This is a genomic window from Fodinibius sp., assembly GCF_041642155.1.
GTDB lineage: Bacteria > Bacteroidota > Rhodothermia > Balneolales > Balneolaceae > Fodinibius.
The window spans coordinates 1-7,381 of sequence record NZ_JBEPWZ010000139.1; the positions used below are offsets into that span (position 1 = coordinate 1).

5 protein-coding genes are annotated in these 7,381 nt (G+C 57.3%); all 5 read right to left on the reverse strand.

Features of this window, described 5'->3' with window-relative positions; genetic code table 11:
- Nucleotides 1-994: FAD-dependent oxidoreductase (locus ACESLU_RS09135; protein WP_372638218.1), on the reverse strand; the 994-nt coding region annotated here is incomplete at its 3' end.
- 274 nt (nucleotides 995-1,268) lie between these two features.
- Nucleotides 1,269-2,945, reverse strand: coding sequence for a selenocysteine synthase (locus tag ACESLU_RS09140; protein ID WP_372638221.1), 1,677 nt, complete (start codon nucleotides 2,943-2,945; stop codon nucleotides 1,269-1,271).
- 52 nt (nucleotides 2,946-2,997) lie between these two features.
- Nucleotides 2,998-4,296 (reverse strand): amidohydrolase/deacetylase family metallohydrolase, encoded by a 1,299-nt coding sequence (locus tag ACESLU_RS09145; protein WP_372638224.1) that lies wholly within the window; start codon nucleotides 4,294-4,296, stop codon nucleotides 2,998-3,000.
- 38 nt (nucleotides 4,297-4,334) lie between these two features.
- Complete coding sequence (locus tag ACESLU_RS09150; protein WP_372638227.1) at nucleotides 4,335-5,630, reverse strand: amidohydrolase/deacetylase family metallohydrolase; 1,296 nt, start codon at nucleotides 5,628-5,630, stop codon at nucleotides 4,335-4,337.
- A gap of 155 nt (nucleotides 5,631-5,785) precedes the next feature.
- Nucleotides 5,786-6,991, reverse strand: coding sequence for an NAD(P)-dependent oxidoreductase (locus tag ACESLU_RS09155; protein ID WP_372638230.1), 1,206 nt, complete (start codon nucleotides 6,989-6,991; stop codon nucleotides 5,786-5,788).
- Nucleotides 6,992-7,381: the final 390 nt, after the last annotated feature.

A 7,381-nucleotide genomic window follows, 5' to 3' on the forward strand; every position in this document is an offset into this window, starting at 1 on the left:
TATCCGGGTTGATGATCCGCCGGTAATTCCACAGGTTCAGCTTCTGTCCGGTCGCGGCGCCCTCGGGCTGGAAGCCCAGCTCACGGGGCTGGAGCGTCGAAGGATTCGGGTAGGTCAGGTCGAGCAGTTTCTGCGGCCAGGGCGGACTTACCCGGGGGACGTAGTCGCGCCAGTAGGAGTAGTCTTCGGGTTGTTCAATCCTGTGATCTTCCCCGGGCGCGTAGTCCATGGCAAAGCAGTAGGTGAAGGCCTGCTGGTTGGCCGCGCTGGCCTGCTCCGGGGCATGCAGCTCCCCAGTCTGGGAGCGCGATTCGGCCCCCGTCACATACTCGGTGCCGGTCAGCGGCAGCAGGTCCCCCAGCTCGGTGGCATCCAGAAAATAGGGCGCCTCGAGCTGGCGCCGGGTCCCGCTCCGCCCGTGGCGGACCTGCAGGGCCCGCACCCGGTCCCCGTCCACGTCGGCGCCGGTCACGCGGTGCTCCAGCAGCAGCCTCAGCTGACCGTTGCTCAGGTAGGGAGCAAGCATCTGGTGCAGCACGGCCAGGGCCACCCGCGGCTCGTGGCAGAGCCGGGAGACGGCCCCGTCGCCGGGGTTCAGATGCTCCCGCCCCGCCGCCTCCGCGGTCAGCGGGTAGTGCCGGCGGTAGTAGCGGCGGATGCCGGCCCGCAGCCGCCGATAGCTGCGCGGGGCCCCGTGGGTTTCGATCCACTGGTGCTCATCAGGCGGCACCCCCTGCTGGGTCAGCTGTCCCCCGATCCAGTCGGTCGGCTCGGTCATAATCACCGACAGCCCGTTGCGCAGGCCCGCCAGCGCCGCGGCCACGCCTCCCAGTCCCCCGCCGGCGATCACCATATCGGCCCTCATCGCCCGCCCGGACGCCGCGGCGGCGCCCGGGCCCTTCCCTGCCCCGGCCGGGACGCTCATCCCGAGCCCTGCGGCCGTGGCCGTTCCCGCCGCCGTTACCAGCTGTAAAAAATCCTTGCGGTCCATCATAAAAGAAAACTCAATTCGAATTCAAACGTTTTTTTAGCTATGCCGTGTGGTATGTTTGACGATTAAAAGAGGTTGCACAAACCGGTCCTTCGGCCGATACCGGCGTTGAGGTAGGCTGAAATCATCGCATATGGACTCTGTGCTGGTATTCCAACCTCCTCCGGCCTTAAACTTGGGCAGAATTCCTGGTTTTCCAAACCTCCGTTAACAGAATAACGTATACCTGTAAAAAATCCCTTTTGACGTATTGCTAAACGGGGACCTGCTATTCTGATTACGTTGCCAGTGGGGGACCTTCGGGCACGCTTATCGGCTCCCTATCTCCCGATTTTGGCTGACGTGTGGCTTCGAAAGTTGCCGTCAGGTATTCCCCCAAAAAGACATCCCCCGAAATCCTGTTTCCATCCCCCGAAAGAGTCCCGGTAAATATATTCGTAACCCGGTCGCCGGGCAGCCGCTCCGTACTCAACAGCTTAACGGTCGTCCCTTCTACGGTGCCGCCGATATCGCGGACCGTAAAGTCGCCCTGGTGCGCCCCCTCCACCCAGTTTTCATCCTGGTCTTCGATGAAAAAAACATGCTCGCTCTGACCGGCATAATACTGCATGTCAACGTTCCAGCGTCCCGTCAACCGGGCGGCCGGAGCCTGCATATCGTTGGAACGGGGACTTCTTTTTTTCGACAACAGTTCATGGATGCGACCGGCCACAACCTCCGCATCGTCCGGCTGCATCATCCACGCCGTTATCGTGATATAACTCGTCCCCGCCTCATCGTCGGTGCCGCTGCCCACTACAATCCGGGGCCTGGTCCGCGCCAGCCGTTCGGCCAGCTCACCGCCGGTGACGTGCAACCGGTCCGGGTCCCAGTGAATTTCAAGCCGGGGACTGTGATTGGAAATCGGTGCCAGGGCGCCCGGGTGGGACATCCCCGGGAGGGAGGGCTCTTCCACCACCGTATCAATACCGTCAATGCCGGAAACCCGCCGGTCAATGGTATCCAGCCACGAAAGCCAGGTCTCCCATTCGGCCTCGTGATCGATCTTAACCCAGGCTTCCACGGCCGCCAGCATGCCCATCATCTCTTCCCGGCCGACTTTGTTATCGCGTCCCGGCCCGTGGTGCGGGGAGCTCGCCTGCCAGGCCGCCTGCATAAGGTGCTTCGGACCCAGCAGAAGTCCCGCGCACTGGGGACCCCGCAGCGCCTTGCCACCGCTATAACAAACCATCGTGGCCCCGTCCCGCAGGTGGGCGTTGGGAATCGTGAGATCTTCGGCAGCCGCATCCACCAGTACCGGCACATCAAACTCCCCGGCCATCTTCGCCACGTTCTTGAGTCCCAGGGGCCCTCTGCGTCCCGCCAGCAGATAAACCATGGCCGTACGGGAACTCAGGGCAAGCTTAAACTCTTTCTCGGTTTCCACAGTAATCACATCCACCCCGATATTCCGTACCGCATGGTCATAGGCATTTCGCGAATTGTGAGGAATAATGACCTCGGTCTTCTCAAATCCCGTAAGGTCGGGGATACGGACCAGTTTCTCGGGATTCCCACCCGTCACACAGGCCGCCGTGGCGTGCTTCATGGCAGCGGCGCATCCGGCCGAGACGATGCCCCACTCCGCGCCCGTCAGCTCCGCCAGCCGCCGTCCAATACCCTCGGCCAGCTCATCATACTGTACATAACTTTGTGAGGCGGCTTCCATCGCCTGCCGAACCTGTGGGCGCTCCAGCGACCCCCCGATAATGGTGAAGGTCCCCCTACAGTTAATGACCGGTTCCACCCCGATATTCCGAAACGCTTCATCGCCCATCGCCCGGTTGGTCTTTCCGTTTTCCGAAAGGATCGCCCCGTCCCCCCTGCGACCGTCACCGTTGGCGAAATGACTTCCGGCAGCAGCTCCCAACGGGAGGGCAGTCAACATTTTTAACACTTCTTTTCTACTTGGCATAACGTTAGTATCTTAGTTGAACTTTTTATGATCATGTATCTTATTAACTCTTCTATTCTTCATCCTCCCGCGGCGTGGCGGCCAGCCCGTTTTGGTCCCACACAACCCGGCCCGCGCGAAGGGTCAGGGCGGCTTCCAGCTTTTCATCTCCTGAGATCCTGGTTCCCCCGGAATCCACATAGCCGTACTCCCCCGTTCGCCGGGCCAGGACCACCACATCCGCCACCGTCCCTTCATCCAAATGTCCCAGGTCACTGCGCTGAATTGCCCGGGCCGCCTTCCAGGTGCCCCCTGCAATCACATCCTCCAGGCTCATACCCAAATTCAGATAGGTCGAGAGGATATTCAGCATATTTTTCATCGGACCATTCATACTGTAGCGGTGCAGGTCCGTGCCGAACGTATCCGGCCACAGGCCCTGCCGCAGGGCGGGAATCGCCTGGCTGAAATGAAAACTTCCGCCGCCCGGCCCCACGTCAAACAGGATGCCTTTCTCCCGGGCCTCCCTGACGTACGGACGCAGCTGGCCGTTCTCATCAAGGATCGGTGTCCGGTCGCTCACTTCCCCGAAGGCATGCGTAACGATATCGCCCGGACGTATCCGCTCCAGCAGCCCGGAGAGCGGCAGCCCGGGCAGGTGGCACTCCAGCAGCAGGGGACGACCGGTACCACGGGCGGCTTGCAGGGCGGACTCAACCGGCCGCCAGCTCTCCCCGAGGAAGTGTCCCACCCGCATGCCCACGATAAGGTCGGGATGCGCCTGGATCATTGCCCGGATCTTATCAATATTAATATCATCCATCTGATAACGGCCGGAACCGGAGGTCAACCCGTCGCCAAAAATATTAAGGAAAGCCAGCACGCGGGTCTCCGACTCATCGATCACCCGGCGTTTAAACTCCGGGAAATTGCGCCATCCGGCATCGCCGGCATCGACCACCGTGGTCACCCCCGACCGGAAGGAGAACGCATCGGGAGCGACACTGCCCGTCCCGCCCGCAAAGCTCTTCCCCGGGTCGCTGCCGAAAAACACGTGGGCATGCGGGTCAATCAATCCCGGTGCTACATAAAGTCCGCTGGCATCAATGACGGTTACGGCCTCCGAGGCCGGAATATCAGTGGCGACGCGGGCAATGCGCTCCCCCGTTATGGCAAGATCCATCGGGCCGTTCATACCATTCTTGGGATCTATCACCTGTCCCCCTTTAAGCAGCAGGTCGTACGGCTGGGCGATAGCAGAGGCTGATCCCAGTCCCGGAACCAGGATTAGGACTACCAGCATCACTCGAAGAACGTGCCACCGGATCCGGTCCGCGTCCGTATCTGCCTGCATGAAACCTGCATGTGCCATAAGACTTGTTTTTTATTTTCTATACCACCGTTTTAATATTAATATCGCCGCGGTTCCTCCTCCCACGAGGGCGCTGCCCGGCCGTTCAAATCCCAGACAACCCGTCCATCGCGCAGCGTCAGCTCGGCCTCCAGCTTCCGGCTTCCCCGCATGGTGCGCCCGCGGGCATCTAAAAACCCGAAGTCCCCCTCCTTCAGCCTGAACACCGCCACATCAGCGCCGGCGCCCCTGCCCAGGTGTCCCAGGTCTTCACGGCCGATCACCCGCGCCGGGGTCCAGGTGGAACGCAATATAACCTCCGCCAGCGGCATCTCCATATTCAAAAACTTTGACATCAGGTTCGCCATATTTTTCATGCCGCCGTTCATGCTTGCGGTGTGCAGATCGCTGCTGATCACATCCGGCCAGAACTGCTGCTCCATGGACGGGATCACCTGGTGCCAGATCAGGCTTCCACCGCCGTGTCCCACATCAAACAGCACGCCCCGCTCCTGGGCTTTGAAGACGTAAGGCTTCACGTTGAACTCCTCATCAACAACCGCCTCCCGGCCCCGGGTATAGGAATAGGTGTGGGTAAAGATATCGCCCGGACGGAGCTTGTCCATAAGCAGGGTCTCCAGGGACAGCGGGGGATCATGCTCGCCAAAATCCACCATCACCGGCACCCCGGCCCTGTTGCCCGCTTCCACTGCTCGTTCCACCTGGGTAAAATCACCCCAGTAGTGGGCGGACTTGATGCCTACGAGAATATCAGGAAAGAGCTCGTTAATCATCAGGGCGGTCATCTCCGGGTTCATATCCGCTACATTCTGTTCTTCATACCGTCCCACCATGCCGACCCCCACAATATTTAAAAAGGCCAGCACGCGTGTATCCGCCCGGTCGATCGTCTGGGCTTTCAGGGTACGGAAATTTTTCCACCCGGCTGATCCCGCATCCACGACCGTGGTGACTCCGGATCGAAAGGTGAATCCATCCGGCGCCACGCTTACGTGGGCATCCGCTATATAGGCGTCCGGGTCAGTGCCGTGAAACACATGGGTGTGCATATCAATAATCCCGGGTGTCACATACAACCCGCTCACATCTATGATGCGCCCGGCGCTGCCGGGAGAAATTTGGGGAGCAATTTCTGCGATGCTGTCCCCCGCAATAGCCACATCCATCGGCTCGTCAATCCCGTTTTTGGGATCAATAAGATGTCCCCCGTCCAGCAGTAAATCATATGGTTGAGCATATGCTGCAGAAACAGACAACAACAATCCCCCGGTCACCAATACCAGGAACACCCTCTTTAGAATACTCCGCCACGCTGACCCACTTTTTTTTCTCATCCTTGCTTTCCCTTATCTGGTTTATGTTGCTGTTGATTAGATTTTTAAAAACTTACATCCCCTTTGATAATATCCCCCTGCGAATCCTCTACTGGTACTGGCAGCATTCCCCCGCCGGATCCCCTAAACCGGGACGGAGCATCTTCCTTCCGGTCTTAGTTTTCTCCCGGTACCAGGGTAGCACTGATGACTTCATTTCGACGTTCACGAATATTTGACAAGACCTGCTGACTGGGATCCGCATCGAGCTGAATTGTGCAACATGCAGTCTTTTTGCCCTCAAATATGACATTTTCAAGCTCCTGGGCATTAATGTCTGCTTTTTTTAGCTCGTTCATGACATTAGCAATAACACCCGGTTTATCATAGTGACGCACCACAAGTTTCCACGGCGCCTCGGTATGCTCGCAGCGGTTCAGCCAGTTTCTCACTTTCCCTTCGTGAATATAACCGCGTATAATATCAACCGCGTCTGAGGCCACCGCCAGCTGGGCCTGCCGGGTGCTCGCCCCGATGTGATGACTCACATATGCGTCATCCAGTTCCTGGAACCTGCTCTCGACCGGCCCCTGCTTCACCTCGGGCTCATCACTCAACAGGTCCAATCCCGCCCGGATGCGGCCCGAGCGCACTTCCTCGAAAAGGGCATCTTCATCAACCACCCCTGCCCGCGCCGTATTGATAAAAAGGGCCCCGTCGCGCAGATTGGATAAAATCTCCCTGGAAATAATCTGCTCAGTCTCCGGATTCAGGGCAAGATGCACACTCAATATATCACATTCGGATGCCACCTGCTCCACGGTTTCCGCATACGCAATATCCATTTCCTCTGCCCGTGCGGGCGTCAGCGATCGCGACCATGCGATGACCTGCATACCAAACGCTTTGGCTCTTTTAACGACCTCACGTCCAATCCCGCCCAGTCCAACTATACCGATAACTTTTCCATACAGGCCGTCCGCTTTGCCATAGGCGGCTTTATTCCATTTTCCCTCCCGAAAATCGATCACGTTGTCCGCCAGGCGCCTGTCGAGCGATACGATTAATCCCATCGTCAATTCAGCAACAGCAATGGAATTTTTTCCGGGGCAGTTGGCCACATATATACCCGCATTGCTTGCGGCCTCCCGATCAATAGTGTTTACCCCCGCGCCGGCTCTGACAATAAGGGCCAGATTGGGACTATTATTGATGCATTCTTTACTGACCACCGTGGAGCGGACAACCAGCACCTGGGCCTCTCCCAGGCCACCGTCCATCTCGCTCGCTGTGGCCGACGGTCGATTTTCAACGTTTTCAACCAGTGTTCCAAGCTCATTGATCGATTCCTGCGGCAGTTTATCGGCAACAAATACGTTCATAAATATGCAATTTACCTTTATAAATTTTAATCTTCTTATAATGTGAGGGAACACAAAATATTTACAAATCACAGCATAACAAAACTTTTATTCTTTTTTTAGCTGTTTTATTCCTTGTTTTCTTGCATTATTGTGAACAGATGCTTATTGCTGCATTCTAATTTCCGTTAAATAATTACACCGTTAACCACGGTCTCTCATGCCGCGATACAGGTGTGCTAAGCACCCTCTATTCATGGGTGCCTCCCGGCAATCTCTGGTCCTTTGGCAGGGACGGGGATAGAATAGCTATTTAAAAGATTTAAAACTTTTTTATTTTTTGTATCTTATCTATCGTCTTTTCTACCAGGAAATTCAACAAAAAAGTCCCTATGAGTGAAATTCAGCCCA

Excerpts from the sequence above, each read along its gene's own strand:
- ACESLU_RS09140 (WP_372638221.1), bottom strand. The coding sequence starts at position 2,945 with ATGCCAAGTAGAAAAGAAGTGTTAAAAATGTTGACTGCCCTCCCGTTG.
- ACESLU_RS09145 (WP_372638224.1), bottom strand. The coding sequence starts at position 4,296 with ATGGCACATGCAGGTTTCATGCAGGCAGATACGGACGCGGACCGGATC.
- ACESLU_RS09150 (WP_372638227.1), bottom strand. The coding sequence starts at position 5,630 with ATGAGAAAAAAAAGTGGGTCAGCGTGGCGGAGTATTCTAAAGAGGGTG.
- ACESLU_RS09155 (WP_372638230.1), bottom strand. The coding sequence starts at position 6,991 with ATGAACGTATTTGTTGCCGATAAACTGCCGCAGGAATCGATCAATGAG.